25 protein-coding genes are annotated in these 26,140 nt (G+C 64.7%); 12 read left to right on the forward strand and 13 right to left on the reverse strand.

The window, feature by feature from the left end:
* Positions 1 to 83 precede the first annotated feature (83 nt).
* The 4 genes from AC1DUB_RS09060 to AC1DUB_RS09075 form a co-directional block, all read right to left on the reverse strand.
* Positions 84 to 992 carry an EamA family transporter gene (locus AC1DUB_RS09060; protein ID WP_477729283.1) on the reverse strand — a complete coding sequence of 303 codons (909 nt, stop codon included), beginning with the start codon at positions 990 to 992 and terminating at the stop codon, positions 84 to 86.
* Positions 992 to 1,966, reverse strand: coding sequence for a 2-dehydropantoate 2-reductase (locus tag AC1DUB_RS09065; RefSeq protein WP_477729284.1), 975 nt, complete (start codon positions 1,964 to 1,966; stop codon positions 992 to 994). Before AC1DUB_RS09065 ends, AC1DUB_RS09060 begins: the two co-directional genes overlap by 1 nt.
* Before the next feature lie 205 nt (positions 1,967 to 2,171).
* On the reverse strand, positions 2,172 to 3,158 hold the full coding sequence (locus AC1DUB_RS09070; RefSeq protein ID WP_477720219.1) for a Bug family tripartite tricarboxylate transporter substrate binding protein: 987 nt from the start codon (positions 3,156 to 3,158) through the stop codon (positions 2,172 to 2,174).
* Positions 3,159 to 3,242: 84 nt separating this feature from the next.
* Complete coding sequence (locus AC1DUB_RS09075) at positions 3,243 to 3,656, reverse strand: 5-carboxymethyl-2-hydroxymuconate isomerase (RefSeq protein WP_477729285.1); 414 nt, start codon at positions 3,654 to 3,656, stop codon at positions 3,243 to 3,245.
* A gap of 147 nt (positions 3,657 to 3,803) precedes the next feature.
* On the opposite strand from AC1DUB_RS09075, the gene radA reads away from it, so the two are divergent.
* The 6 genes from radA to waaF all read left to right on the forward strand — a co-directional run bounded on the left by radA (position 3,804) and on the right by waaF (position 9,072).
* Positions 3,804 to 5,174: a DNA repair protein RadA gene (radA, locus tag AC1DUB_RS09080; RefSeq protein WP_477729286.1), complete on the forward strand. Its 1,371-nt coding sequence runs from the start codon at positions 3,804 to 3,806 to the stop codon at positions 5,172 to 5,174.
* A gap of 90 nt (positions 5,175 to 5,264) precedes the next feature.
* Complete coding sequence (locus AC1DUB_RS09085) at positions 5,265 to 6,059, forward strand: metallophosphoesterase family protein (protein WP_477729287.1); 795 nt, start codon at positions 5,265 to 5,267, stop codon at positions 6,057 to 6,059.
* A gap of 135 nt (positions 6,060 to 6,194) precedes the next feature.
* Positions 6,195 to 6,629 (forward strand): glycerate kinase, encoded by a 435-nt coding sequence (locus AC1DUB_RS09090; RefSeq protein ID WP_477729288.1) that lies wholly within the window; start codon positions 6,195 to 6,197, stop codon positions 6,627 to 6,629.
* 101 nt (positions 6,630 to 6,730) lie between these two features.
* Positions 6,731 to 7,669: a branched-chain amino acid transaminase gene (locus AC1DUB_RS09095; RefSeq protein WP_477729289.1), complete on the forward strand. Its 939-nt coding sequence runs from the start codon at positions 6,731 to 6,733 to the stop codon at positions 7,667 to 7,669.
* A gap of 29 nt (positions 7,670 to 7,698) precedes the next feature.
* Positions 7,699 to 7,926: a zinc-finger domain-containing protein gene (locus AC1DUB_RS09100; RefSeq protein ID WP_477729290.1), complete on the forward strand. Its 228-nt coding sequence runs from the start codon at positions 7,699 to 7,701 to the stop codon at positions 7,924 to 7,926.
* Positions 7,927 to 8,007: 81 nt separating this feature from the next.
* Positions 8,008 to 9,072 (forward strand): lipopolysaccharide heptosyltransferase II, encoded by a 1,065-nt coding sequence (gene waaF, locus AC1DUB_RS09105; protein ID WP_477729291.1) that lies wholly within the window; start codon positions 8,008 to 8,010, stop codon positions 9,070 to 9,072.
* Here waaF and AC1DUB_RS09110 read toward each other — a convergent pair.
* Both AC1DUB_RS09110 and AC1DUB_RS09115 read right to left on the reverse strand, forming a co-directional pair.
* On the reverse strand, positions 9,044 to 9,673 hold the full coding sequence (locus AC1DUB_RS09110; RefSeq protein WP_477729292.1) for a carboxymuconolactone decarboxylase family protein: 630 nt from the start codon (positions 9,671 to 9,673) through the stop codon (positions 9,044 to 9,046). The genes waaF and AC1DUB_RS09110 overlap by 29 nt on opposite strands.
* A complete protein-coding gene (locus tag AC1DUB_RS09115; RefSeq protein ID WP_477729293.1) occupies positions 9,663 to 10,901 on the reverse strand; it encodes a YbfB/YjiJ family MFS transporter in 1,239 nt (412 codons plus the stop codon). The genes AC1DUB_RS09110 and AC1DUB_RS09115 overlap by 11 nt, the downstream gene beginning before the upstream one ends.
* Positions 10,902 to 10,965: 64 nt before the next feature.
* Here AC1DUB_RS09115 and AC1DUB_RS09120 point away from each other — a divergent pair, with 64 nt between their 5' ends.
* On the forward strand, positions 10,966 to 11,826 hold the full coding sequence (locus AC1DUB_RS09120; protein ID WP_477729294.1) for a LysR family transcriptional regulator: 861 nt from the start codon (positions 10,966 to 10,968) through the stop codon (positions 11,824 to 11,826).
* 125 nt (positions 11,827 to 11,951) lie between these two features.
* On the opposite strand, the gene AC1DUB_RS09125 is transcribed toward AC1DUB_RS09120, so the two are convergent.
* From AC1DUB_RS09125 to AC1DUB_RS09140, 4 genes are all read right to left on the reverse strand, one after another.
* On the reverse strand, positions 11,952 to 12,998 hold the full coding sequence (locus tag AC1DUB_RS09125) for an NAD(P)H-dependent flavin oxidoreductase (protein WP_477729295.1): 1,047 nt from the start codon (positions 12,996 to 12,998) through the stop codon (positions 11,952 to 11,954).
* 279 nt (positions 12,999 to 13,277) lie between these two features.
* Entirely contained in the window at positions 13,278 to 14,498 is a 1,221-nt protein-coding gene (locus tag AC1DUB_RS09130) for an ATP-binding protein (protein ID WP_477729296.1), read from the reverse strand.
* A 166-nt stretch (positions 14,499 to 14,664) separates the two neighbouring features.
* Positions 14,665 to 15,381 carry a response regulator gene (locus tag AC1DUB_RS09135; RefSeq protein ID WP_477729297.1) on the reverse strand — a complete coding sequence of 239 codons (717 nt, stop codon included), beginning with the start codon at positions 15,379 to 15,381 and terminating at the stop codon, positions 14,665 to 14,667.
* Between the two features lie 196 nt (positions 15,382 to 15,577).
* Positions 15,578 to 17,038, reverse strand: a complete 1,461-nt coding sequence (locus AC1DUB_RS09140; protein ID WP_477729298.1) for an AmpG family muropeptide MFS transporter — start codon at positions 17,036 to 17,038, stop codon at positions 15,578 to 15,580.
* A 25-nt stretch (positions 17,039 to 17,063) separates the two neighbouring features.
* Between AC1DUB_RS09140 and AC1DUB_RS09145 the strand changes: the two genes are divergently transcribed.
* From AC1DUB_RS09145 to AC1DUB_RS09160, 4 genes are all read left to right on the forward strand, one after another.
* On the forward strand, positions 17,064 to 17,906 hold the full coding sequence (locus AC1DUB_RS09145; protein WP_477729299.1) for a M48 family metallopeptidase: 843 nt from the start codon (positions 17,064 to 17,066) through the stop codon (positions 17,904 to 17,906).
* Between the two features lie 138 nt (positions 17,907 to 18,044).
* Positions 18,045 to 19,244 carry an HPP family protein gene (locus tag AC1DUB_RS09150; RefSeq protein WP_477729300.1) on the forward strand — a complete coding sequence of 400 codons (1,200 nt, stop codon included), beginning with the start codon at positions 18,045 to 18,047 and terminating at the stop codon, positions 19,242 to 19,244.
* Between the two features lie 518 nt (positions 19,245 to 19,762).
* On the forward strand, positions 19,763 to 22,657 hold the full coding sequence (locus AC1DUB_RS09155) for a PAS domain S-box protein (RefSeq protein ID WP_477729301.1): 2,895 nt from the start codon (positions 19,763 to 19,765) through the stop codon (positions 22,655 to 22,657).
* A gap of 2 nt (positions 22,658 to 22,659) precedes the next feature.
* A complete protein-coding gene (locus tag AC1DUB_RS09160) occupies positions 22,660 to 23,046 on the forward strand; it encodes a response regulator (RefSeq protein ID WP_477729302.1) in 387 nt (128 codons plus the stop codon).
* A gap of 140 nt (positions 23,047 to 23,186) precedes the next feature.
* Here the strand turns inward: AC1DUB_RS09160 and AC1DUB_RS09165 are convergent, their stop codons facing one another.
* The 3 genes from AC1DUB_RS09165 to AC1DUB_RS09175 are packed head-to-tail and all read right to left on the reverse strand — an operon-like array spanning position 23,187 to position 25,022.
* Complete coding sequence (locus tag AC1DUB_RS09165; RefSeq protein WP_477729303.1) at positions 23,187 to 23,423, reverse strand: hypothetical protein; 237 nt, start codon at positions 23,421 to 23,423, stop codon at positions 23,187 to 23,189.
* A gap of 58 nt (positions 23,424 to 23,481) precedes the next feature.
* Positions 23,482 to 24,099 carry a DsbA family protein gene (locus tag AC1DUB_RS09170; RefSeq protein WP_477729304.1) on the reverse strand — a complete coding sequence of 206 codons (618 nt, stop codon included), beginning with the start codon at positions 24,097 to 24,099 and terminating at the stop codon, positions 23,482 to 23,484.
* Between the two features lie 56 nt (positions 24,100 to 24,155).
* Positions 24,156 to 25,022 carry an MBL fold metallo-hydrolase gene (locus AC1DUB_RS09175; protein ID WP_477729305.1) on the reverse strand — a complete coding sequence of 289 codons (867 nt, stop codon included), beginning with the start codon at positions 25,020 to 25,022 and terminating at the stop codon, positions 24,156 to 24,158.
* Positions 25,023 to 25,144: 122 nt separating this feature from the next.
* Here AC1DUB_RS09175 and AC1DUB_RS09180 point away from each other — a divergent pair, with 122 nt between their 5' ends.
* Positions 25,145 to 26,035, forward strand: coding sequence for a LysR family transcriptional regulator (locus AC1DUB_RS09180; protein ID WP_477729306.1), 891 nt, complete (start codon positions 25,145 to 25,147; stop codon positions 26,033 to 26,035).
* Positions 26,036 to 26,140: the final 105 nt, after the last annotated feature.

Here is a 26,140-nt window from a genome sequence, read left to right on the forward strand (position 1 = left end):
AATGAACGGGAAGGGTTTTGAGTGCGCACTGTACTCCGGCCAATCAGCAAGGTGGCTTTGGGCACGTGCACGCACGCGCAGGCTCAGCGCTTGCGCAGTCCCAGCACCATCACCGCCCCGACGACCAGCAGCGCCCCCGCCACCTGCACGGGCGCAATGGCCTGGCCCAGAATCAGCCAGGCCAGTACCAGCGCGCAGACGGGTTCGACATTCATGATGGCCGAGTTGCCGACAACGCCAAGCCTGGGCAGCACGGTGAACATGATGGTGAAGGCCGTGCCGTAGAGGCCCGTGAGCGCCGCCAGACCGCCCCAGCCTGCCGGGTGCTGGGGCAGATGAAACCCGCCCTGGCTCGCCACCGCGCTCAAGGCCACCAGCCCCGCGATGGACATCGTGGTGGCCGTGCGCACCCGGCTATCCACATCGGCCGCTTCATGCTGCGTAATCACCAGCGCCAGCCCGAAAGTGGCGGCTGCGCCGAGCGCAAAGGCGACGCCAGCGCCTATGCGTGCCCACTGGCCCGAAGCGTCCAGGCCCGATGCCGCGCCGAGCACATCCAGTGCCAGCGCCAGACCGAGCAGGATGACCGGCATGGCCACCAGCAAGGCGCGCTCGGGCGCCTCCCGGTACACCAGCCAGGCCCACAGCGCCGTCCAGATCGGGTAGGTATTGAACGCCAGCAGGGCCAGCGCCACCGGCAGCCGGGCGACCGATGAGTACAGGCACAGGCTCTGGACGCCGATCAGCAGGCCGATCAGCGGCAGCATCCGCTTGTGGCGCGTGCTGAACTTCACCTGCACGCGCTGCGCCACCAGGATGGCGGCAATCACGCAGGCGGTGATGACGCTGCGAAACACCACCGCGGTGGCCACGTCCACGCCGTGGTTGAAGGCAATGCGCGCCGCCACATGGTTGGCGCCCATCATGAGCGCGATCAGCAGCAGCGTGGCAAAAGCAGTTCCGCTGATGGCTGTGCGGCCGGGGCTGGGCATCAATAAAGCCCGTGCACCCGGGCATGCAGCCGCGCCAGGCCGAGCAGCGCGTCCGTGAAGGGCGTGGGCACCTTGGTCAACCCGCCCAACTCCCTGACCACGGTGACCAGCGCATCCAGCTCGACCGCCTTGCCGGCCTCCACGTCCTGCAGCATGGACGTCTTGAAGGCGCCCAGCTTGAGCGTCACGGCATGGCGGTCTTCGGGGCGCTGGTCGATGTGTATGCCGATGCGCGCGCCGATGTCCCTGGCTTCCAGCATCACGCTGGAAACGAAACCGCGCACCAACTCATCGTCCATGATGCGGTCGGTGGTGGCGCCGGTCAGCGCGCTGATCGGGTTGACCGTCATGTTGCCCCACAGCTTGAACCAGATGTCTTTCTGGATCTGGTCGGACACCGGGGCCTCGAAGCCGGCCTTTTCCAGCAGTGCCGCCAGCTGCCGCACCCGGGCCGTCTTTTCGCCCGCGGGCTCGCCCACGATGAGCTTGTTGCCGAAGTGATGGCGCACCAGACCCGGTTCGTCCAGGGAGCAGCTGGCATGCACCACGCAGCCCACGATATGCCGTGCGGGAATGGCCTCGGCCAGCGCGCCGTCCGGGTCGACGGAGGTCAGGCGCGTGCCTGCCAGCGCACCGCCAAACCCCTGCAAAAACCACCACGGCACGCCGTTCATCGCGGTCAGGACCATGGTGTCCGGGCCGATCAGCGGCGCGATATGGCGCACGACCTCCGGCAGTGACGGCGCCTTGACGGCCAACACCACCAGGTCCTGCACACCGAGGTCGGCCGGCAAGGCACTGGAGGCCACGGCCTGCGAACTCACGCGCCCGCCCTGGTGCAGGCGCAGGCCATGCAGCTGCAGGGCATCGAGCGTGGCACCGCGGGCCACCACACTCACGCTGCAGCCGGCGCGCGCCAACCCACTGCCAATCCAGCCACCAATGGCGCCCGCGCCGTAAATGCAGACTTTCATGCTGGGGTCCGTCAAGTTGTTAAGGGAAATTGGTCCCAAGGGAAATGAGCCCCTCGGGGGCAGGGAGTTACACGCAGTGGGGAGCGTGGGGTCCAAGACTATTCCAGCAGGGGCCGCGGAACCGGCTTCGCCGGGCCGCAGGCGCAGCGGCCCCCTCGGGGGGCAGGGAGCTACACGCAGTGAGCGACCGTGGGGGCCACATTCTCTAGCCTTCCGGCGTGAACCCAACGGCTTTCACCAGCGGGCCCCAGAGTTCGGTGTCGGCTTTCAGCATCGCGGCCAGCTGGGCGGGCGATGTGGGCATGACTTCCAGGTAAGACACCGCCAGGCCGTCAATCACGTCCTGCGATGCCAGCGCCGCACGGATGGCGCTATTCAAGCGCTGCACCACGTCCTGCGGTGCCTTGGCGGGCAGGAAGAAGCCAAACCATTCGGTGAACGCCATGTCCTTGAAGCCCTGCTCGAGCAGCGTCGGCGTATTCGGCGTGAACTTGCCCCGCCTGGGGCCGCTGGTGGACAGCAGGCGGCATTTGCCGGCGGCTACATGCTGGGTGAACTCGCCGGTCGGGCCGGACACGGCGGCGATCTGCCCGCCTATCATGTCCAGCACCGCAGGCTGGGTGCCGCGAAACGCCACATGGCGCAAATCGACGTTCGCCGCTCGGCCCAGCAGGGCGCCGATGAAGTGTGGCGACGAGCCGGCGGCGGGTGAGCCGAAATTGGCCAGGGTCGGGTTGGCCTTGCACCAGGCCAGGAACTCGGGCACGGTCTTCACGCTGGCCGGCACCATGGGGCCGACGGCAAAGCCGTAGTCGAACACGGCGGCGGCCGAAACCGGCGTGAGGTCGGCTACCGGGTCGTAGGGCAGCTTTTTGTAGGTGTGCGGGTAAATGCCCAGCATGGACATCGGCGTCAGCAACATGGTGGCGCCGTCAGGCGCGGCGTTTTTGACAAACTGCACGGCGATCTGGCCGCCGGCGCCGGTCTTGTTTTCCACCACTGCGCTTTTGGCATAGCCGGGGTGCAGCTTGTCGGCCACGCGGCGCGACACGATGTCGGCGGTGCCGCCGGGCGCAAAACCGGCGATGACTTTGGCGTTGTCAATGGCCTGGGCCCAGGCCTGCTGGCCGATGCCGGCGAGCAAGGCGGCGGCGCTGGAAGACTGGATGAGCTGGCGGCGTGAGATGTTCATGGTGTGTCCTCGAAAAGTCGATGTAATCGTTGGTGAACCCGCAGATATTGTCCATGGCAAGCGGGCAGGTTGTTCGGATGTTGTTCAGCCCTGGGCAGTATTCAGGTGCGCGGCCAGGTTGTTGCGCTTGCCTTCGTACGCCGGCGCGCCTTCGTCGATATGCAGCGTGAGGCCGATGGCGTGCCCGGCAAACACCGTTTCCAGGTGGGCGCTGGCACTTGCCAGCACCGCATCGCCGGCGCGCTTTTTCAGCGCCTCGCTGCGGCCCGGCATGATGCGCAGGCTGAGGTAAACAAAGGCCCGGTCGGGCTGGCCGTCGGCCACGGCAAAGTACGGTGCCGGCCACGCCATCACGCGCGTGCCGGCGACCGGGAACAGCGGCGCCACTCCGTCTTCTCCGCGCAGTGCCACCAGCGTGGCAGCCAGGGTTTTGCACAGGGCGTTCATGTCGGTGACGCTGTCGAGGTTGGCGGTGTATTGAATGTTCAGGTGAGGCATGGGGATCCGGAGGGGGAACAAGCCGAAGAAGCCAGGAAGCCGAATAAGCCGGCCGGGTCAGTGATTATTCACCTGCCCGCAAAAACAGGTGGCGCGCCCTCATCGTCAAAGCGACGATACTGGTTGTTTGTACAGTAATATTCGCCCATGGCCAAAGAAAAAACGATTTACACCTGCACGGAATGCGGCGGTACCAGCCCCAAGTGGCTGGGCAAGTGCCCGCACTGCACTGCCTGGAACACGCTGATCGAGTCGGTCGCCGAATACAGCTCACCTGTCAAAAACCGTTTTGCATCCCTGGCCAAGGCCTCCGAGGTGACCACCCTCTCCGACATTGAAGCCACCGACATGGCGCGCACACCCACGGGCCATGAGGAGCTGGACCGGGTGCTGGGCGGCGGCATTGTGGACGGTGGTGTGGTGCTGATCGGCGGCGACCCCGGCATTGGCAAGTCCACGTTGCTGCTGCAGGCGCTGGACTCCCTGCAACGTGCCGGCCTGAACACGCTGTATGTGACGGGCGAGGAAAGCGGGGCGCAGGTTGCGCTGCGCTCGCGCCGGCTGGGGCTGGATGGCTCGCAGGTCAAGGTGCTGGCTGAAATCCAGCTGGAGAAAATCCTCGCCACGCTGGAGGCAACCCGGCCGGCGATTGCCGTCATTGACTCAATCCAGACGGTGTACTCCGACCAGCTCACCTCGGCACCCGGCTCGGTGGCGCAGGTGCGTGAATGCGCGGCGCATTTGACGCGCGCGGCCAAGTCCAGCGGCGTGTGCATCGTGCTGGTCGGCCATGTCACCAAAGAGGGCGCGCTGGCCGGCCCGCGCGTGCTGGAGCACATGGTCGACACGGTGCTGTACTTCGAAGGCGACACGCATTCGAGCTTTCGCCTGGTGCGCGCCATCAAGAACCGCTTCGGCGCGGTCAATGAAATCGGCGTGTTTGCGATGACGGAGAAAGGCCTCAAGGGGGTGACCAACCCGAGCGCGATTTTTCTGTCCCAGCACAGCGAGCCGGTGCCCGGCAGCTGCGTGCTGGTCACGCTGGAAGGCACACGCCCGATGCTGGTCGAGATCCAGGCGCTGGTCGACAACGGCGGCCCCAGCCCGCGCCGGCTCAGTGTGGGCCTGGACCGTGACCGGCTGGCCATGCTGCTGGCCGTGCTGCATCGCCACGCCGGCGTGGCCTGCATGGATCAGGACGTGTTTGTGAACGCCGTGGGCGGCGTGCGCATCAGCGAGCCGGCCGCCGACCTGAGCGTGATGCTGGCCATCACCTCCAGCCTGCGCGGCAAACCGCTGCCCAAGGGCTTCATCGCCTTTGGCGAGGTGGGGCTGGCCGGCGAGGTGCGCCCCGCGCCGCGCGGCCAGGAGCGCCTGAAGGAAGCAGCCAAGCTGGGGTTTAGCGTGGCGGTGGTGCCCAAGGCCAATGCGCCGAAAAAGCCGATCGAAGGGCTGACCATCCATGCCGTGGAGCGTGTGGAGCAGGCCATGGAAGTGGTGCGCAGTCTGGCAGTTTGAACTGAAAGCCGATTGGTCCTAAAGTCATGCCTATGACCATCACAAGCATCACAAGCATCACAAGCATCACAAGCCATCTCAGGCCACTCCATGAAAATTGCGATCATCTCGGACATCCATGGCAATCTGCCGGCCCTGCAGGCGGTGCTGGCCGACATTGCGCGTGTGGGCGTGGACCAGACGGTGAACCTGGGCGATATCCTGAGCGGCCCGCTGCAGGTCGCCGAAACGGCCGACCTGCTGATGGCCCGGAACTTCCCGACCATCCGGGGCAACCACGAGCGGCAGCTGCTGGCTGTGCTCGGTCAGCCCGCCGGGCAGATCGATCCGCTCGACAGCGACGGTTACGCCGCCACCCAGGTGTCGCCGGCCCACGCGGCGTGGATCAACGCGCTGCCCGTCTCGATGGCGCTGGACAGCGATGTGTGGCTGTGCCACGGCACACCCGGCAGCGACCTGCAGTACTGGCTGGAGACGGTGGTGCCCGGCTTTGAGCAAGGCCAGGGTCCGGGGGTGCGCGCGGCTACCCCCGAGGAAGTGGCCGAGCGCCTGGGCGGCGTCGCTTTCCCGGTGGTGCTGTGCGGCCACACGCATGTGCCGCGCCTTGTCCAGTGCGGCGACACGCTGGTCGTGAACCCGGGCAGCGTGGGCCTGCCGGCCTATGACGACAACCATCCCTACCCGCACGTCGTTGAAAACGGCGCCCCGCACGCGCGTTACGCCGTGCTGGAAAAATCCCGCCAGGGCTGGCAGGTTGAGTTGCGCGCCGTGCCGTACGACCATCTGGCGCAGGCCCGGGTCGCCGCCCATCATCAGCGCCCCGACTGGGCCCATGCGCTGGCGACGGGCTTCATGCCGCGCCCGGTCAGACCTGTGCCGCCCTGAAAATGGCAGCGGCTTGTCCCCGTGACGGCCGGGCCAGGGGCCTGGGATGCCTGGAAATCACGCCTGGAAGGCGTTCCGGGCGGCTACGCACTCCCCACAGCGCCTGTCCGGCTTGGCGGCTGCGAAAATAGCGCCATGAACTTCCAAAAAATTCTCGTTCCCGTGGCCGGCGTTGCCGTGGTGGTGCTGGCTTACCGGTTTTACGGCTGGATCGGCGTCGCGGCAGCTGCCACCGCGGTGGTGATGTGGGTGCTGCTGCACTTCACCCGGATGATGCAGGTCCTCAAGCGCGCCGCCAACCGGCCCATTGGCCACGTCGAGAGCGCCGTCATGCTCAATGCCAAGCTCAGGCCGGGCATGACGCTGCTGCATGTGATTGCCATGACCCGGTCTTTGGGTGAGCTCAAATCGGCCAAGGGCGAGCAGCCCGAAGTGTTCCGCTGGACGGATGGCTCCGAGTCGCATGTCACCGCGACCTTTGTGGCGGGCAAGCTGGCGCACCATGAGCTTTTCAGACCCGAGGTACCCGATTCCCGGCCGGCGCAGGACACCCCGCCGGTCGCCCCGTAAAATCAGCGTTTCGGTTGTAACCGCCTGTCCCGGCACGGGCCGGGCGGCTGCCCCGATTTTCCGCCCTCATTTCAAGACACTTACCACACAGGATCAGCACCATGTCCCCAGTAGTACCCTCCATGGCAGACCGCGACGGCAAAATCTGGATGGACGGCCAGATGGTCGACTGGCGCGACGCCAAAATCCATGTGCTGAGCCATACCCTGCATTACGGCTGCGGCGCTTTTGAAGGCGTGCGCGCCTACAACACCGCCGACGGCACGGCCATCTTCCGGCTGGAAGAGCACACCGAACGCCTTTTCAACAGCGCCAAGATCCTGCGCATGAAGATTCCCTTCAGCAAGGAAGAGGTCAATGAGGCGCAAAAGGCCGTGGTGCGCGACAACAAGCTCGAAAGCTGCTACCTGCGCCCGCTGACCTGGATCGGCTCGCAGAAGCTGGGCGTGTCGCCCAAGGGCAACCAGATCCACCTGATGGTCGCCGCCTGGGCCTGGGGCGCCTACCTGGGCGAAGAGGGCATGAAGCGCGGCATCCGCGTCAAGACCTCCAGCTACACGCGCCACCACGTCAACATCACCATGACCCAGGCCAAGGCAGTCAGCAACTACACCAACTCGATCCTGGCCAACATGGAAGCGCTGGACGACGGCTACGACGAAGCGCTGCTGCTCGACGCCTCGGGCTTTGTCAGCGAAGGCGCGGGCGAAAACATTTTTGTCATCAAGGGCGGCGTGGTTTATACGCCCGATTTGTCGGCCGGCGCCCTCAACGGCATCACGCGCAACACCGTGCTGCACATCTGCAAGGACCTGGGCCTGGAACTGGTGCAAAAGCGCATCACGCGCGACGAGGTCTACATCAGCGACGAAGCCTTCTTCACCGGCACTGCCGCTGAAGTCACGCCCATCCGCGAACTGGACCGCATTGAAATCGGCGCCGGCTCACGCGGGCCGATCACCGAGAAAATCCAGAGTGCCTTCTTTGACATCGTCAATGGCCGCAATCCGAAGTACGCCCACTGGCTGGCCAAGGTCTGAAGCGCTTACCGATTACTGAAAACCCGAACATGAGCACCCCCACGACGACCACCCATTCCTCCCCTGTGGAGTTGCTGGCTTCCGACCTGAACGCCCAAGGCGGTGTCTACTGCCCCAGCCCCAAGGCCGACATGAAAATCTGGAACAGCCACCCCAAGGTCTACCTGGATGTGGCGCGCACCGGCCAGGCCAAGTGCCCCTACTGCGGCACCGTCTACCAGCTCAAAGCCGGCGAACACTTTGGTGGTGGACATTAGGCCCCCACGCTTTTCACTGCGTGTAATGCGCTGCCCCCCGGGGGGGCTGGCCTTGCTTGGGGCGGCCCTGCGCTGCGGCCGATGACAGCGAAGTCGGAAACGGCCAATTCGCTTGTCATTGCGCCGCAATGGATAGGCGACGCGGTGATGACCGAGCCCTTGCTGCGCCGGCTGCATGCACGGGGTGAGCGCATCACGGTCGGGGCCTTGCCCTGGGTGGCGCCGGTGTACCGGGCCATGCCGCAGGTGGCGGAAGTCATCGAGTTTCCGTTTGCCCATGGCGGCCTGCAGTTCAAGGCCCGCCGCGCCATTGCCAAGCGTATCGAAGGCCAGTTTGACGCGGCGTATGTGTTGCCCAATTCACTGAAGAGTGCGCTGTTGCCCTTTCTGGCCAGCATTCCGAAGCGCGTGGGTTACCTCGGTGAGGCACGCGTCGGCCTGCTGACCCATCGCCTGAAAAATCCAAAGAACAAACCGCCCATGGTGGCGTTTTACTCAGCCCTGAGCGGCGAGCAGGACGTGGCCGGGGACCGGCCGCAGCTGCAGATGAATGCGGCCGATGTGGACCGCGCATTGGCAGAGCTCGGGCTGGCGCGTGGCGCTTACTACGTGTTTGCGCCGGGGGCCGAGTACGGCCCGGCCAAGCGCTGGCCGGCGCGTCATTTTTCGGAGCTGGCGGCGAAGCTGGACCGGCCGGTCGTGTTGCTCGGCTCCGGCAAGGAGGCCGGGCTGTGCGACGAGATTGCGGCGCCGGTGAATGCGGCGCAGGCCGGCAAGTGTCTCAACTTTGCCGGCCGGACCTCGCTGCTCCAGGCACTGTGCCTGATCGCCGCCAGCAAAAGCACCGTCAGCAACGACTCCGGTCTGATGCATGTTGCGGCCGCGCTGGGCGTGCCCCAGGTGGCGATTTTTGGCTCATCAAGCCCGCTGCACACGCCGCCGCTCAGCGACAAGGCCACCGTGCTCTGGCTGAAAGCCGACCCGGCCTACCAGCCGCCGCTGGACTGCGCCCCCTGCTTTGCGCGCGAGTGCCCGCTCGGCCACATGCGTTGCCTCAACGACATCTCTGCGGGCCGCGTGCTGCAGGTGTTGGCGCAGGGTTCCGCTGTCACCGATATCACGGCGGGAACGCCGCCAGCGCGCTAAAGCCCGGCACGCCTTGCGTCGGCGTGCGCGCGACGTTCATGACCCAGCAGACGGTCACGAAGTAACCCACCAGGCTGACCAGCTCCACCACGCCCTGCTCGCCAAACAATGCCAGCGCTTCGGCATAGGTCGCGTCGCTGGCGCCGTGGTGCTGCAACACCTCCTGCGTGATCTCGACCGCCGCCAGTTCGTCGGCGGGCAAACCGCGCGGGTGTTTGCCGGCAGCGATCGATTCGAGCGTGGCCGCGGCTACCCCGGCTTGCAAGGCCAGCGGGGTATGCATCAGCCACTCGAACTGGTTGGAGACCGTGCGCGCCACCACACACATGGCCAGCTCGCGAATGCGCACCTCGAGCACGCTCTCAAAACGCAGGTACTCGCCCACTTTGCCAAGCCGGCCCATCAGTTCCGGGCTGCGCAGCAGCGGGATGAAGGGGCCGAAGACCGCCTTGCGCGGCCCGGCAATCAGGGCGTCGGCGGCGGCCTGCTGCGCTGGCGTCATGTCAGCGCGCGCCGTCAGCGGCAGCCGGTCCTGCGGCTGAGGTGAAAAACCTTGTGGCACGGCAAATGTCTGGCCAGCTTGCTTGTCTTTAGTGTCCATGGGTGAAGTCCTTGGGTTGGTGAACTGGTGGCTCGGGCCGCAGCAGCCATAAGGCACTTGCGACCAGCACCAAAGTGGCGACGACCAGCGCGACGCGAATGCCGTCCATGGCCCCCGCAAAGCCCAGGCCCAGCAGGGCCGAGGCGATGGGCCCGGCAATCTGGCCGACGGCAAAAGCCGCCGTCATTTGCCCGAGCAGCCTGGTGGCCTGCGCGCCAGCGCGCGCCCTGGCTTCCTGCAGGCCGGCCATGGTGACGACCATGAAGGTGCCACCCACCAGGGTGGCCGATATCAGCACCGTGGCAGCCGACGGCCACAAGGCCGGCAGGGCCGTGCCTGCCGCCATCAGGAACTGGCTGGCCACCCAAAGCTGGATGCGCGACGTGCGGGAAAAATGGCGGCTCGCCAGCCAGGTGGAGGCCGCCGCCGCCAGCCCGAACACCGGCCAGGCCCAGCCGAAAAACGCCGGGTTGTCCAGCACGGCGCGCGCCATGGCGGGCAAGAAAGTGGCCGGCAAAATGTAGCCAAACCCAAAGCAGCCATAGGCGATGACGAGCCGGTACTGCGCCAGAGGTGAAGGAGCGGCTGAGGCACCGGATGCAGCCACCGGTGCGGCGGCACGCTCTTTGGCGTCGGGCGCGGGAACCAGCAGCAGTACGGCCACACCCAGCAGCGCGGCCAGCGCTCCCAGGTGCCACCAGAGCGTCGGGGCGGACAGTTGCAGCCCGGCACCCAGCAGGCAATAGATGCCGGCCAGGCTGATGCCCGTGCCGACGCCGGCGTAAAGCACGCCGCCGAGCGCCGGACGGCCGCTTCGCGCCAGCTCGGCGAGGCACCAGGCACTGGTGCCGACCAGCACCCAGGCGCTCAGCACGCCGGCCCCAAAACGCAGCGCGAACCACCAGGCCATCTGGTCGGTCCAGCTCATCGCCACCGTGAGCAGGGCGATCAGCGGCACACTCGCACGGATCAGCGTTTTGGGGTTCAGCCCCAGCCGCGCCACTGTACTGGCGCCGGCGAAATAACCCAGGTAGTTGGCGCTGGCCAGCCAGGCACCGCCCGTGAGGTCCAGCTGGTGGGCGGCCTGCATCAGTGGCAGCAGCGGCGTAAAGGCAAAACGCCCGATGCCCATGGCAATCACCAGCGCCACAAACCCCGCCAGGCAGGCCCGGCCGGCGCTCATGGAGGAAGTGGCAACGTTGGTGGCAAGGGCTTGCGGGGCTGGCATGGGCCCATTAGAGCGAGCCACGTTAAAGTTGGCAAATGAATAATTATGAATTTTCATTCTGTTTATGAGAATGCTTGACCTGGACTCGCTGGAGATTTTTCGGGCGGTCGTGAGCGAAGGCGGCATCATCCGCGCCGCGCGCAAGCTCCACCGGGTGCAGTCGAACGTGACGACGCGTGTGCGCCAGCTGGAAGAGCGTCTGGGCGTCGCGCTGTTTCGCCGGCAGGGCCGCTCGCTTGTGCTGTCGCCCGAAGGGCAGTTGCTGGTGCAGTACGCCGACCGCCTGTTCCGCCTGGCCGATGAAGCGCAAAGCGCCTTGCAGGCCGGGCAACCGCGCGGCGTTTTCCGCCTGGGTTCCCTCGAAAGCACGGCCGGCAGCCGTTTGCCCGCCGTTCTTTCGCGTTACCACCTGGCGTTTCCGGCGGTGACGGTGGAGCTCGTGACCGGCACCACGGCGGCGCTGGTGCACAAGGTGGTGAACTACGAGCTTGAAGCGGCGTTTGTTTCCGAACCCTTCACGGCGCCTGAACTCAGTTCGCGGCCACTTTTCAATGAAGAGTTGGTGCTGATCACCACGCACGGCCACCCAAAAATCGCCAAACCGGCGGAATTGCACGGCGCCACGCTGATTGCCTTTGCCAGAGGCTGCTCCTACAGAAAGTGCCTCGAAGACTGGCTGGGGCGAGCCCGCGTGATGCCGGGCCGGGTGCTCGAGTTTGCCTCTTACCAGGCGATGATTGCCTGCGTCTCGGCTGGCACGGGCGTGGCCATCGTGCCGCGCTCCCTGCTGGCCGCGCTCAAGGCCACCGACGACGTGCAGATGCATGAGTTGCCGCTGCGACTCAAGCGCAACCGTACCCATCTGGTCTGGCGCGGCGTGCCCTCCGTGGCGCTGGCCGGGCTGATGGATTTGCCGATGGCCTAGGGGTTGATGTGCAATGGCTTGTTTCCGCGGAGTCGGGAGGCTGGGGACTTCTATCTCAGGGCCGAATGGGGCCGCGATCACGGCCGATCAGATGCTGCAAAAATTACAGCAACCCAAGCCCTGATTTATTGGGATAGACGCTGTTTCTCTTCAAAAACTTCAACGGCATCGGCGCTCATGCGGGCAATCACCTCGGCGGCCGGCGCCAGGTTGCCAATCAGGCCGACGGCCTCACCCACGGTGGCCTGAGCCCGGGAAAAGTCGCCGGCCCTGACACCTTCGTCATAGTCGGCGCGGGCGGCGGCAGGGTCTGCCCGCAGGACGTCCAGGCGGGTTTCCCACTGGCGATGCAGGTCGTTGCGGATGGCGCGGAAATCGTAGGGCTCGGGCCAGTTCTTGCGCCGCAGGATGTCGAACACGCTGCTGCGGGCCGTGCCATCGCCGGTGGTGGCCAGTGCCAGGCCTTTCGCCCCCTGGGCGGCCAGGCTTTCGGCGGTGGCCCACAACCGCGAGCCCACCAGCGCGCCGTCGGCGCCCAGCACCAGCGCCGCGGCCAGCGTGCGCCCGTCGGCAATGCCGCCGGCGGCCAGCAGCAGTGTGTCGGGCGCATGGACGGTCAACCAGTCCGCCAGTTCGGGCACAAAGGTGATGGTGGAGCGGTTGTTGAGGGCATTCATGCCGTGGCCACCGGCCTCGCCGCCCTGGGCGACGATGATCCGCGCGCCGGCTTCGAGCGCCTGAGGAACCTGATCCATGCGCTGCACCTGGCAGATCAGGGCCGCGCCGGTGGCGGCGATGCGGGCCGCATAGGGCCGCGGGTCGCCAAACGACAGCATGATGGCGTGCGGTTTGTCGGCGGCCGGATGCGCCAGCACCCAGTCGAGCGCGCTGGCGTCCTCGTCAAGCTTCCACGTGTTAAAGCCGCAGCCGAGGCGGGCCCGGTCGCCGCTGGCGCTGGTGCCTTCCAGCGCCAGTGTGTACTGCGCCTGCGTCCAGGCCAGATCGCCATAACCGCCGCCGACCAGCCCGAGCGTGCCGGCCCTGGCGCAAGCCGCAGCCAGCGCACCTCCCGAGGCCAGCGCCATCGGCGCCAGCACCAGTGGCGTCTGGAGGCCAAACTGGCGGGTCAGGCGGGTTTGCAGGCGGGGGTATTCGGAGATACCGGTGTTCATCTGTCCATTATGGGAACCCAGCCAAAAAAAAGCCACCTTTCGGTGGCTTTTTGAAGTCCTCCTGAGAGGAGGACGCCGTTGGGAGATCAGATGAATGGTTCGCCGACGTTTTGTTTTTTCTTCCCTGAATTCCCTGGAACTTCTTTGACTTCTATGTTGTGACAGCAACAGTGCAACTGTAGGCCAGGCCTTTTGGTATGACCATCCCCTAAACAGAGGAGAAAAGAGTAGAAAACAGACTTTTTTTGAGCCGGTACCCCTGAATTTTTTGGACTGGCCTCAGAACCTCTGGCTGGCGGCGGGGAGTTCCACAATGAATGACGCGCCGCCGCCCGGACGGGCTTCGCAGCGCACGGTGCCGCCATGGCGCAGGCTGATGGATTTGACCAGGGCCAGCCCCAGGCCCACACCGCCCTCGCGCTCGCTGGCGCCGGGCAGTCGGTAAAACGGCTCAAAAATGCGTTCGCGCTGGCCGGCAGGCACGCCCGGCCCCCGATCGTGCACCCGGACGACGGCCAGTTGCCGGATACCGACGCGAATTTGCGCCAGCTCCAGGCTGATGTCGCCATTGCTGTAACGCCTGGCGTTTTCCAGCAGGTTGCGGATCAGCCGGCGCAGCAGCCGTGGCGAGCCCTGCACCGTCAGGCTGTGGCCGGAGGGCGCAATGCCCAGGCCGGTGCCCAGTTCGGCCTGCAGCTCGGCATTGACACGCGAGCACTCCTCGGCGGCCAGCCCGGTCAGGTCCACGGTTTCAAAAGGCTCGGCATCGGCCTGCTTGGCATCCAGCCGGCTGGCCAGCAGGATCTCGTCGATCAGCTGGTCGAGCTCGTTGATGCTGCGCGAGATTTCCATGCGCTGGGGTGATGCGGCATCTGCGCCTATTAGTTCCAGTCCCATGCGGATGCGCGCTAATGGCGAGCGCAGCTCATGGGAGGCGTTGGCCAGCAGGGATTTGTGCGACTCCATCAGGGTTTCAATGCGTTCGGCCGCATGGTTGAAACGTTCGGCCAGGAAAGCGACCTCGTCACGCCCATCGGCATTGACACGTGCCGACAGGTCGCCGGCGCCCCAGCGCTCCACGCCGCGCTGCAGGGCTTCGAGCCGCAAGGTCAGCCGCCGCATCACCGGGTAGGCGCCCAGCGCCACGGCCAGGCCCACGAGGACCAGCATCCAGCCAAAACCGAAGCCAAACGGGGGACGCATCCACGGCGGGTTGCCGGGTGGCCGTTTGGGACGGGGCAGCAGCAGGTTCAGGCTCTGGCCGTCTTTGGTCACCACATCAAATTCGAGGTCGTCGCCGAGTTTTCGGTCCGGCCGGGTTTGCGCCGTGCCGATGACTTCGCCCGCTGCGTTGTGAACCAGCACCTCGCGTATGGGCAGCTGCGGCGGGTCGGCGCTCAGCCGCCAGGCCGCGCCCACCAGGAAGGTGAGCACCACCACGGTCGCCACCACGGCGAGCCAGATGCGCACATAGAGGTGGGAGGTAAAACGGGACCACATGCCGAAACTCCTATCAATCCAATTTTCGGGCGCATGGCGGCGTTGCCCGGTGCTCGGAATCCTCATGCACACGAGTGCATTCCGGTGTCCTGCGCGCCGTGCGCCTTGCCCTGCATCCCGAGAATTGAATTTCCAGAAGTTCCATAAAACGCCCTCCCGATCAATCCTACTGCTTGGCAAACACGTAGCCCACGCCGCGCACCGTGAGGATGCGCTTGGGGTCCTTGGGATCGGCCTCGATCGCGCTGCGGATGCGGCCCATGTGCACATCAATGGAGCGGTCAAATGCTTCCAGTTCGCGCCCGCGCACCGCTTCCATGATCTGGTCGCGGCTGAGCACCCGTCCGGCGCGCTCGGCCAGCGCCACCAGCAGGTCGAACTGGTAGGAGGTGAGCTCGCAGAGATTGCCGGAAATCGACACAGTGCGCGCGTCGCGATCGATTTCCAGAGAGCCGAAGCGCATCACCTTGTGGCCGCCGGCCGCAGCGGCGCCGGCGGCACCGGCCTCACCGCCGCGGCGCAGCACGGCGCGGATGCGTGCCAGCAGTTCGCGTGGCTCGAATGGCTTGGGCAGGTAATCGTCCGCGCCGATTTCCAGGCCGACGATGCGGTCCATCGGGTCGCCCTTGGCCGTGAGCATCAGCACGGCGGTGTGCGCCGACTCGCCGCCCTGGCTCTTGATGCGGCGGCAGACTTCCAGGCCGTCCATGTCGGGCAGCATGAGATCCAGGATGACCAAATCCGGGGGGCTGGCCTGCAGGGCGGCCAGGCCGCTGGCGCCATCGGCCGCATGGGTAAAGCCGTACCCGGACTGACGCAGGTATTCGCCCACCATGGCGGCCAGGCGGGAGTCGTCTTCGATCATCAGGAGTTGCTGCGTCATGGTCGGGTCCTCGGTTGCGGGGGTTTTCCCTTCGGGTGGATCACGGTGAAGCTGATGCTGCGCGCGGCGCAACAAGCCTGCTTGAAGCCATCGTAAAGTTACGGTAAACCGCGACGGCGTTCTGGCAGCATACCCTTTTGCTTCCTTTTTGCGCGGGGCCGCCGGCCGCAGGAATTGCTATGGAATCAGCAGCAATTCATGTGGATCTGGAGGTGGAAGCGGGAGTGGAAGGCGGGGTGGGGGTGGAGCTGGATGGGGCTGAGGGGGATTGCAGCCTTGAAGCCAGCGTAACCAGCAGCAGCACGGGCAAACCGAGCAAGGCGCTCGCCGTGAAAAAATGGCCATAGCCGAAGGCATCCACGTATTTGCCGGAATAGCCCGCCAGGAACTTGGGTAGCAGCAGCATCATCGAGCTGAACAGAGCGTATTGCGTGGCCGAATAGTTGACGTTGGTCAGGCTGGACAGGTAGGCAATGAAGGCGGCCGAGGCGATGCCGCTGGAGAGGTTGTCGGCTGAAATCACAAAAATCAGCGCATTGACGTCGTGCCCGCGCGTGCCCAGCCAGGCAAACAGCAGGTTGCTGCCCGCGCTGAGGATGGCGCCCAGCATCAGCACCCGCATCACGCCAACGCGCATGGACAGCGCGCCGCCGACAAAGGCGCCGGCCAGCGTCATGATGACGCCGTAGATCTTGGTGACGGCCGCTACCTCGTCCTTGGTGTAACCCATGTCTACATAAAACGGGTTGGCCATGATGCCCATGACGACGTCGCTGATGCGGTAAATGGCGATCAGTGCCAGGATGAGCGCGGCATGCTTGCCATAGCGGCGCAGAAAGTCGGCAAATGGCTCGATCAACACGCTTTTAAGCCATTCGGCAGCATTGCGCGAAGGTTTCAATACTTGCGCCACGGGTTCCGGTGACAGCAGCACGGTCGCCACGCCCAGCAGCATCGACGCGGCCATTGCCAGGTAGGCGGCCTGCCACGCGCCCTGCTGGTACACCGCGCCGCCCGCGACTTCTGCACGCGCGGCAATCCACAGCGCGCCGGCGCCTGCCCAGATCATCGCAATGCGGTAGCCGGTCTGGTAGGCGGCCGCCAGCGCGGCCTGGCGCGGCGTGTCGGCCGACTCAATGCGGTAGGCATCCAGCGCGATGTCCTGCGTGGCCGAGCCAAACGCCACGGCCAGCGCGCACCACACCACCGGCTCCAGCGCCAGCCGCGGGTCAGTCAGCGCCATGCCCACCAGCGCCGTGATGATGGTCGCCTGGGCCAGCAGCAACCAGCTGCGCCGTCGCCCCAGCAGGCGGGTCAGCAGCGGAATCGGCAGGCGGTCGACCAGCGGCGCCCACACCCATTTGAAACCGTAAGCCAGACCGACCCAGCTCAGGTAGCCAATGGTGGTGCGGTCAATGCCGGCCTCGCGCAGCCAGAAGCTCAGCGTGCCAAATACCAGCAGCAGCGGCAGCCCCGCCGAAAAGCCCAGCAGCAGCATGCGCAGCGTGGCGGCCTCGGTGTACACCAGCCAGACATCGCGCCACGGGGTCTTCTTCGGCTCGCCGACCGGAGGGGCGGCTGCCAGCACGGCGGAGGACAGCGGCAATTCGGAGGAAGCGGAGGAGGCGGGGGAGGGGGTTTTGTCTGACATGGGCATTTCAATTAGTGACTATTATTGACCCATGTGCTTTTTATGCGAGGCCAAACATGCCGCCTGGCCAGGCCGCCGGGCATTTCTGCTGGCCGCTGCGGGCGCGGCTGCTGCGGGGGGCGCGACCCCCTTGATCGCCCAGGTTGATGTGGGAGCGTCGTCGGGCCTGCGCAAGCTGGTGCCGGCCGACGAACTCGAGGGCGCCGCCACGCAGGAATATGCCAAGCTGATCGCCGATGCTCGCTCCAAAGGCGCCTTGGCGCCCGCCGATCATCCCCAGTTGCAGCGGCTGCGCGCCATTGCTGCGCGCCTGGTGCCGCATACCGCTCAGTGGAACGACCGTGCCAGGCAATGGCGCTGGGAAGTCAACCTGATTGGCAGCAAGCAGATCAACGCGTTTTGCATGCCAAGCGGCAAGATCGCTTTTTACACCGGAATTCTCGACCAGCTCAAGCTCACCGATGATGAAGTGGCCATGGTCATGGGCCACGAAATGGCGCATGCCCTGCGCGAGCATGCGCGCGCCCGCATCGCCAAAAGCCAGGGAACCGGCACCTTGCTGTCGCTGGGGGCGCAGTTGCTGGGTCTGGGTCAGCTCGGCGATGTGGCGGCCAGCATAGGCACGCAATTGCTCACGCTGCGTTTCAGCCGCGAAGACGAGACCGATGCCGACCTGGTGGGGCTGGAACTGGCCGCGCGCGGCGGCTACAACCCGCAGGCTGCGGTCAGCCTCTGGGAAAAAATGGGGCAGGCCGGCGGCGGGGCGAACGGGCCGAGCTTTTTGTCCACCCATCCTTCCGGCCCGGCGCGCATCCAGCAGCTTCAGGCCAATGTTCCCAAAGTCCAGGGCCTGTACCAGCGTGCCCGCAGTTAAGCCTGCAATCCGGGCGTTATCTGCCGGCCTGTGGCTGGCCGGCTTGTGCGGCGAAGACGCCATGCCTGGTGTTCCGGGCGCGGCCTTTGCCGCCACTCACCCGCCTTCGTCATTTTCAGTGAATGTGGTGCGTTCCTCATGAGTTCACCTTCGCCTCTGCCGCTGCGCCCCGATGCGCGTCCCGCCCGTGGCGGTCTGCCGACCATTTTCAGCCGGGCCTGGCGTGATTTTCGGCCTCCCCGCCCCGGCATCAGTCTGCGCGAGTGCCTGCGTCTGGTCATCGGCGCACTGGTCGGCATTTTCCTGACCGCACTGTTATGCCGGCTGGCCGGCAATACCTCGGCGCTGCCGTGGCTGGTGGCGCCGCTCGGGGCCAGTGCGGTGCTGGTATTTGCGATGCCGGCCGGCCCGATGGCGCAGCCCTGGGCGGTGGTGGGAGGCAACACCCTGTCGGCGCTGGTGGGCATTGCCGGCGTGCATGGCGTACATCTTCTGGGCTCACCCGAGCTGGCCGCAGCGCTGGCGGTGGCGAGTGCCATTGCCGTGATGCTTGCCCTGCGTTGCCTGCATCCACCGGGTGGAGCGACCGCGCTGATGATGGTGCTGGGCGGCATTGGCGATCCGTCCTTTGCCCTGTATCCCGTCCTGCTCAACTCCCTGCTGCTGGTGTTGGCGGGCATCGCCTACAACCATGCAACTGGCAGGCCCTATCCGCACAGGCAGCTCCCCCCTGCGGGGGCTTCGGGAGCGGCTGTGGACTCGGACCTGGATGCCGATCTGGACGCGGTGCTGGCACGCTACAACCAGGTGCTGGACGTCAGCCGGGACGATCTCAAGTCCTTGCTGGCCCAGACCCAGCTGCGCGCCTACGATCGCAAGCTGGCGGAATTGCGCTGTGCCGACATCATGTCGCGCGAACTGGTGACCGTGCAGTTTGGCACCCCTTTGCAGGAGGCCTGGGCGTTGCTGAGGAGCCGCCGCATCAAGGCGCTGCCTGTGGTGGACCGCGCCTCTCGCATCGCCGGCATCATCACGGTGGCCGACTTCATGCGGGCCGCCGAACTCGACATCTATGAGGGCTTCGAGGACAAGTTGCGGACGCTGGTTCGCACCACCCGCAGCGTTTACGCCAGCAAGCCGGAGGTAGTGGGCCAGATCATGACGCGCAATGTCAGGGTGGCCGGCGTGCAGCGCCGCCTGCTCGACCTGATACCGCTCTTCGGCAGCACCGGCCATCACCATATCCCGATCATTGGGGAGGGCGAGCGGCTGGTTGGCATGATCACGCAGTCTGACGTGGTCGCCGCCCTGGGGCGGGCTGCCGACCCAACCGTCTGATGCCCATACCGCCATGCACAGCCTGCCTCACCGACGTCACCTGGTTCTCCGAGCGGCACCGTCGTGCAGTGCCGGCCGGTGTGAGGCGAAGTGCGCCCGAGCTTCCTTTTTTGGGACGGCCGGGCTTGTATTTTCAGTCGAGGCCCTAGAATCGCGTGGCGAGGGCTGGTGACCCTTGCGGCGAAGTAGCGCCACGGCCTATGGCGCTGGAGCGCCTTTGCAACCTTTGCCGCCTCGGACATGTTCGGGGTCCTTTTGGTGATGTGCCTCTTTTTGGGAGTGTCTTCATGCCACAAGCGAGGTTCGCGACCCCGGTCGCCGTTCAGGATCAGCACACCGTGCGGGGCATGGCAGTCGCAGCCATGGTTCAGTTGCCATGACCGTGCGCGAGCCGGCTTTTCTTGTGGTTTTGGCGCAGCCACGCGCCGATGACCCCGGCCTGCCTGGGCGGGGTTGAGCCGTCCGACCGGTTGCACAGCCCATCGCGGTACCCACAAGCTCATCTACCGGATTACCCCATGCGCTCCACCCCTTTCCTCGTCAAGATCAAGCTGGCCTTGGGCGTTGGTCTCATTCTGGTGGCCGCGGTAGGCGGGGCCTCCTACGTCACGATCAACCGGTTGGTCGAGTCCGCCCAGGCGCGGGTCCGGACCGAAGACACCCTTGTCTTGCTGGAGCGTATCGCCTCCAGCCTCAAGTCCGCCGAATCGCTGGTGCGCCAGTACCTGCTGACCGGCAGCGCGACGGATCTGCAGAACGTCGAGGCAGCACGTGCCGCCCTGCGCGAGGCCATTGGCCGTGTGCGAAGTGCGGACCTGCTGCTGGACCAGCCAGCTTTGGACGATCTGATCGCCCAGCGCAGGACGGCGACCAACCAGGTGATTGCAGTCCGGCAGAGTGAGGGCCAGGAGGCCGCGGTGGCTATCCTCAACAGCGACGCCAACCTGCAACTCAGGCAGCGTACCGACAGCCTGCTGGACAAGGCCCGCAGCCGGGAGAACCTGGCCTGGCAGGGGGCGCAGGCCGATGCCGAGCGGAGCGCTGAGCGAGGCCAGCACTTCATCATTGCCGCAGGCGCGCTGTTCCTTGCCATGCTGGGCTGGATGGTGTACGTCGTCACCCATTACGAGGAAGTCCGCAAGCGCGTGGAATCGCAACTTCGCGACAGCGAAACCATGACCCGCACCATCACCGAATCCATGGCCGATGCGGTGATCACCACGACCGACCATGACATCGTGTTGCAGGCCAATGCAGCAGCGCTGCAGCTGTTTGGTTATGAAAAAAATGAGCTCATAGGGCGTGACGTTTCCGAGCTGGTGCCCGAGCGCCTGCGTGCCCAGTACAAGAGCTTCACTGCGGCGCTGCGCGCGCGACCCGAACCTTTCAGGATGGCCAACCAGGACGTACAGAGCATGCGCAAGAACGGCACTGAATTCCCGGCCAGTGTGTCGTTTGGCGACGTGCATGTGGGCGGGCAGCGTCTTTTCACGGCGCTGATCAGCGACAACACCGAGCGCAGGCGCATCACCGAGGCCTTGCGCGCCAGCGAATCCCAGTTGCGCCAGATTACCGACACGGTGCCGGCCCTGATCGCCTACCTCGATCTGGAGCAGCGATTTCGCTTTCACAACAGGGCGTACGAGGAAGTGCTGGGCCTGGAATTTGAACAGATTGACGGCCATCTCTTGGCCGATGTGCTCGGCCCGCAGCTCTACGAAGGCGTGCAGGACAAGGTCGATGAGGTATTGCGCGGCTATGCCGTGCAGTACGAGCGTGTGCAGGTCACGCGGCAAGGCGACCGCAAAAACTACGCCATGCAGTATTTCCCCCGCTATGGAGAGGGCGCGGACGAAGGCAAGGTCGTGGGATTTTTCTCGCTGGGAACCGACATCACCGAACTCAAGCGCATCGACCGCATGAAGACCGAGTTTGTTTCGACGGTCAGCCATGAACTGCGTACGCCGCTGACCTCGATCCGTGGTTCATTGGGGCTGATTTCCGGCGGTGTGGCCGGTGAGTTGCCCGTGGCCGTGAAGAGCCTGGTGGCCATCGCCACGAGCAACTGCGAGCGCCTGATCCGGTTGATCAACGACATGCTGGACAGCGAGAAAATCGAGTCGGGCAAGCTGCGCCTGAATCTGCAGGCCGCGCAGCTCAAGCCACTGCTGCAGCAGGCACTGGCAGCCAACGAGGGGTTTGCCGCCCATCACGGTGTCAGGCTGCGCTTGCGCGCGCCCGACGCGGCGCTGCAGGCACGCATTGACAGCGACCGGCTGATGCAGGTAATGACCAACCTGCTGTCCAATGCGGTCAAGTTTTCTCCGGCGGGCAATACGGTGGAGGTGATGCTGTCACGTACCGCCCGGCAGGTGCGAATCGAAGTCTCGGACCAGGGGCCCGGTATTCCGGAGGCGTTTCGCAACCGCATCTTCCAGAAGTTTTCGCAGGCGGATTCGTCCGATACCCGACAAAAGGGCGGTTCCGGCCTCGGCCTCAATATTTCCAGGGGGCTGGTTGAAAACATGGGCGGCCGCATCGGCTTTAACAGCAACGCGGGTGTTGGCACCACGTTCTTTTTTGAATTGCCCGAATGGCGGGAGCCCGCCCAGCTGCTGCAGTTGGTGAAGGCGCGGTCCGCATCGTCACGGCCGCGCATCCTGATTTGCGAAGACGATCCCGACGTGGCCCAACTCATCAGCATCATGCTGGGCAAGGCCGGTTTTGACGCCGACCAGGCGCACAGCGCCGAGCAGGCACTGGCCTGCCTGGCGCGCAAAGACTACGACGCCATGACGGTGGACCTGAAGCTGCCCGGCCAGAACGGCCTGGCCTTCATTGGCGCGCTGCGCCGCGAAGAAAAAACGCGCAACCTGCCTGTGGTGGTGATCTCCGCGAAGGCGGGGGAGGGAGAGCTGCAGTTCAAGCGCAAACCCCTTGCGGTGTCGGACTGGCTGGAAAAACCGATCGATGAGCACCAGCTGACCCTCAGCGTCCGCCGCGCCGTGGCCGGTCTGCAGGCCCGCAAGCCGCGTATCCTGCATGTGGAAGACGATCTCGACATCCAGCATATTGCCGCGGCCATTGCCGAGAACTTTGCAACTTTCGAATTTGCCGCCACGCTGGAGCAGGCCCGCGCCCGGCTGCGGGAGCAGCGGTTTGATCTGGTGTTGCTGGACCTCACGCTCGGTTCGGACTCCGGCTGGGACCTGTTTGAGGACATCGATGCGCTCGATCCCCGGCCGCCGGTGATTTTGTTTTCGTCCAGCGACGTGGACCCGGAAGACAGTCAGATGGCCGAAGCCGTGCTGGTCAAGGCCCACACCTCCAACACCGAGCTGTTAAATACAATTCAGCGTATCCTTCAGATTCCCGGAGACCCCGGCCCCACCCGACCCCAACCTCTGATTTGACCATGCCCGCACCTCTCCATCGCATTTTGTATGTTGAAGACGAGCCCGACATTCGTGTTGTGGCGCAGATGGCCCTGGAGGCTGTCGGAAAGTTCACGGTGATTCCCTGCGCCTCCGGACAGGAGGCGCTGAGCATGGCCCCCGGCGCCGCGGCCGACCTGCTGCTGCTTGACGTCATGATGCCCGGCATGGACGGCCCCAGCACGCTCAAGGCCTTGCGCGAAATGCCTGCCACGTCCAGGACGCCGGTGATCTTCATGACCGCCAAGGTGCAGGCCTCGGAAATTGCGGCGTACAAGGCGCTGGGCGCGCTCGATGTGATTCCCAAACCCTTTGACCCGATGGAGCTTTCCGCGCAGATCCAGCAGATCTGGGCCTCCCAGGGTTGAGCGCGGCGCCGCTCTTGCCGGTTAAATGTGTCGATAGCTTGCACAAAAAAAGTCCGCGATAGCGGGTTATCGGAATGCAGCGTATCCAAAGTTCTATTTAACTGGAGTCTCAACCTGGCACTTCCGGGTTGACCTCGGCGCTATTCCAATAAAGCAGTCTCGAAACGCTCCAGCTCTTCATCCGGCGTCCCCCGGTTGCGGAAATTCCGGTTGGCCTTGCCGTACCAGTACTCGGCATCTTCCAGATCACCCTCCTGAATATGCAGGATGCCGTGCAGCCAGGCGCTCAGCAGCGAATCATCGCTCTGGACAAGATGGTGTGCTTCGTTCCAGCGACCCGCGCGCATATGAACCAGGACTTGGCGGAGCGTGTTCATCGAGAGCTTCTCCTGATAGGTTGGTTTGAACCGGCCATATGCGCCTGCTGCGGTCTCTTCAGGCCGCAGCAATGTGGCTGAACAGGCTATCAAAGCTGCCGTACAGCGCATTGCCGCGCAGCAGCCGGCTGCCGTTGTCGTCCTTGACCACCAGGGCCGGTACCCCCTGCGCGCTTAAGGTTTGCATCAGGCCTTGCGCATTCTGGATACGCGCAGCGTTGGCGGCCAGTAGCTCAGCGTCGCCGGTGACCAGGCGGTCGGCGGCGGTACTCAGCCCCATGTCACGCAACAGCTTCTCCACCACGGGCACAGCACTGGTGTCCATCGCATGCACATATCGGGCTTCTTGCAAGACCTTCAACGTTTCCAGCTCACATTGCGGTTCGCTCAAAGACACCGCTGTCAGCGCAAGCGTAGAGGTGGCCGAATCGAAGCGGCTGCCAGGCTTGCCCAGCACATTCTTGCGGTAATCCTCGGTGAAACGCTGGCCGGTGAGCTTTTCAATACGCACGTCGTTGGACCACGCATAGTCCGCAAACGCCGCATCCATGGTGCGCCCGCCGCTGCCCGCAAACAGCCCGGTGGGGAGCAGCTCCAGCTGGATGCTGCTTTGCCGCCCCAGGCGCTGGATCGCGGGCGACGCGCCGTAGCACCAGCCACACAGGGGATCGAACAAATACGTAACAGCAGTGTGTGCCCGGCAACCCACGGTGCTATCTCCGTGCCACTTTTTTACCACTTCATTTCGCCTTTGTTGACCTTGGCACCGATGTCCAGTGACAAGGCGCCATCGGTCACTTGCGGGTAGGCCTGCTTCATGGCATTGATCAGCTCGCCGCTGTTTTTGGTGGCAGCCAGGTTCTTCTCGAACGTATGCAAATAGTCCTTGGTGAAGGTAATGGCGCTGGCGTCCACCCTGGTGCCCGTCTTCATGTGGCCAGGAACCACCAGCTCGGGCTTCAAAGCCGACATTTCGTCCAGCTGAGCCACCCAGGCGGCACGTTCAGAGGCAGTTTGCGTATCCGCAGTCCACACGTGCATGTTGCCGAAGACGCCGATATTGCCCACGATGGCCTTGATCGAGGGAATCCAGGCATAGGGGCGGTGGGCCAGCATGCCCTGCGTGCCGCGGATTTCAATCTTCTGGCCTTCCAGTGTCAGGGTGTCGCCTTGCAGAGCGCGGGGTACCACCGGCTTGCGCGGTGCATTGGTGCCCATCTTGGGGCTCCAGAATGCCACCTTGCCTGCCAGCTTGGGCGCCAGCTTTTCCAGCACGGCGGAGGTCGTCACCACATCGGCTTGCGGGAAGATCTCTTTCAGGAATTCCACGCCAAAGTAGTAGTCCGGGTCGGCCTGGCTCACGTAGATGGTGGTGAGCCGTTTGCCGCTGTCGAGCACGTTGGCGGCAATGCGCAGCGCATCGGCGCGGGTAAAGCCGGCATCAATCACCATCGCTTCCTTTTCGCCATAGACCAGCGTGGAGTTGACATTGAAGCTGTTGCCGTCAGCGTTGTAGACCTTGACGCTCAAGGGCTGGTCTGCGTGAGCGGAGCCGAAAGCGATGGCCAGGGACGCGGCGAGAACGGTGATACGCATCATGGTGAACTCCTGTAGTGTTTTAAAAAAAGACGCTCTGCAGCGTTGAAACGAACTGTAGTTTCAATATTCGCGCAGATAAACGCCATAATTCGCCCATTACTGTTTCGTAAATCGAGCGAATCATGGACCGTTTGACTGCCATGCAGGTGTTTGTGGAGGTGGCCGGCACGGGTAGTTTCAGCGCGGCTGCCGACAAGTTGGACATGTCGCGCGCCATGGTCACCCGCTATGTGCTTGAGCTGGAGCAGTGGCTGGGTGCACGGCTGTTGCAGCGCACCACCCGCAGCGTCACGTTGACCAATGCGGGCGAGAGCTGCCTGCGCCGTAGCCAGCAAATGCTGGCGCTGATGGAAAACGTGGAAGAAGAAACCAGCAGCCACGACGGCGCCCTGCGCGGGCAACTGCGCATTACTTGCAGCATGTCGTTTGCGTATGCGCAGATGGCGGCGGCAGTGGCCGACTTCCTGAAGCGCTACCCGCAGCTCAAAATTGACCTCAACGCCAGTGAGAGCGCGCTCAACCTGGTGGAGGCGCGCATTGACCTGGCTATTCGCATCAGCGCCGAGCCGAACCCCGCACTCATCGGCCGGGTGTTGGCTCCGTGCGATTCCGTGCTGGTGGCCTCACCCGGGTACTTGGCCACCTACGGGGTGCCGACCTTGCCCGCTGAACTGGCGACCCACCGTTGCCTGAGCCATGCCAATTTCGGTAAAAGCGTGTGGAGGTTCACCCGTGGTGAAGAACAAGCCCAAGTGAGCGTGAGTAGCCACTTCAGCGCCAACGAGGCCACGGCTTTACTCCGCGCTGCTTTAGCCGGTGGTGGCGTGGCTTTGCAACCCACGTATCTGGCCAGCCCGCACTTGGCAAATGGCAGCTTGCAGGTCGTACTTCCGGACTGGAAACTTCCCAGCATGGCGATCTATGCTCTCTATACCTCACGCAAGCATTTGCCGCCTGCGGTACGCGCGTTCCTGGACTTTTTAGCGGATCGGTTTGCCAAGGTGCCCTGGTAGCCGGCTCGTACCACGTCAGTTCCACCAAACCGGTGATCGTTTGGCCATGGAGCAATCGCACGTGGAGTCGGGGTTTATAGGACCGGCCAAGACGGCCTATATCCG

This window comes from Polaromonas sp. P4_F9 (genome assembly GCF_056401235.1).